This window comes from Massilia sp. CCM 8734, from assembly GCF_011682155.1.
Lineage (GTDB): Bacteria > Pseudomonadota > Gammaproteobacteria > Burkholderiales > Burkholderiaceae_D > Telluria_A > Telluria_A rubra.
In genome coordinates, this window is the sequence record NZ_WHJI01000133.1 from 1 (window position 1) to 1364 (window position 1364).

The window sequence follows — 1364 nt, forward strand, 5'->3', positions numbered from 1 at the left end:
TATCGACTGTTAATTGTTAAAGAACTTGTTCTGTACTACCTTCTGCCGTTTGCTACGAAGCGTTGTGTTCGTTGCAGCAGAGAGGTGAGATTATGCAGCGTTTCGCGTTTCTCGTCAACCTCTTTTTACTACCGCGCCTCCTTGGAGACGGCCCTGACAGAGTGCTAACTACTTGATTTCGTTAACCCTTTCTGCGGGGAGGCGAACTATAGCAGAGCCTCTCGATCTTTGCCAGATTGTTTTGGTGAACCCATACAAATTTCGTTCGACTTGACTCAAAGAACGAAAAATTGGACTCCCAGGACGCGCTGGATGGATGCGGATCACTAACTCTTCGCTGGCTCGTTCCCGGCGTCGCAGGCATTGATGGCTGATGCCGACAGCAATGCGCTGTTTCGCATTGGGGCAAAAAAAATCCCGCCAGACTATCGCCTGGCGGGATTTTCTTAAGCACGATGACTTAGAACTGGAACGATACGCCAGCGCTGAAGTTGGTCAAATCGCTGCTTGGACGCTGAACTTCGATACGACCCGAAATTGCTGGCGTGAAAGCATAGGTAGCGCCAAAACCGTACAGCGCTTTATTCGTCGATGCGGTTTCGCTGTGGCCGCCTGTGGATTCTTTAGCTTCCAGGCGGTTGTAGCCAAGACGACCGTACAGGCCGAAACCGTTGCTCAGTGGAATCGAACCGATAACCGAGATAGCAGCCTGGTCGAAGGTGAAGTCGGTGCGATATTCTTCAAACGAAGCCAGACGGCGATAGCTGCCTTCAACGGCGATCGTCGGGGTAATGTTGTAGCCAACGAACGTGCCGTAGCCGGTTTCACGGTCGGAGTAATTGTCAACTTTGGTGGTGCCGAAATCGCCACCAACGTAGAATTTGTTCGCTTCAGCGGCGAAGGACGAGGAAGCCATAACGGCCAGAGCTGCTGCCAATGCGATTTTTTTAAACACGGGTAAATCCTTTGTTATTAGTTGAATTATCCAACGAAGACTGCGTCTTAGTTGCGTGCCATATTTTACCCGGGGTTTCCGTAACGTACAATTTCGCACAATAGGATTACGGAATAATGTTGTTTTCCGATGCTTATCCAAGGCTTTGGGGTGAAATAAGAAATAGTCAATTGCACAGGAAAAACGCAATGGCAAAGCTGTGAGTAAAAAATGGATTTATGACGAAAACGCGGACGAAAAAAAACCCGCATGGCTTTCGCTCACACGGGTTCTTCTCTTATCACTAGCCTGACGATGACCTACTTTCACACTGGTTGCAGCACTATCATCGGCGTAAAATCGTTTCACGGTCCTGTTCGGGATGGGAAGGGGTGGTACCGATTTACTATGGTCATCAGGCATAACTTGT

1 protein-coding gene and 1 rRNA gene are annotated in these 1364 nt (G+C 49.1%); both read right to left on the reverse strand.

Annotated features, from left to right (window positions below):
• Window positions 1-460: 460 nt before the first annotated feature.
• Window positions 461-955: an outer membrane beta-barrel protein gene (locus F2P46_RS35835; protein ID WP_166899280.1), complete on the reverse strand. Its 495-nt coding sequence runs from the start codon at window positions 953-955 to the stop codon at window positions 461-463.
• 286 nt (window positions 956-1241) lie between these two features.
• Window positions 1242-1354: ribosomal RNA gene (gene rrf, locus F2P46_RS35840) — 5S ribosomal RNA — on the reverse strand.
• Between the last annotated feature and the right edge of the window lie 10 nt (window positions 1355-1364).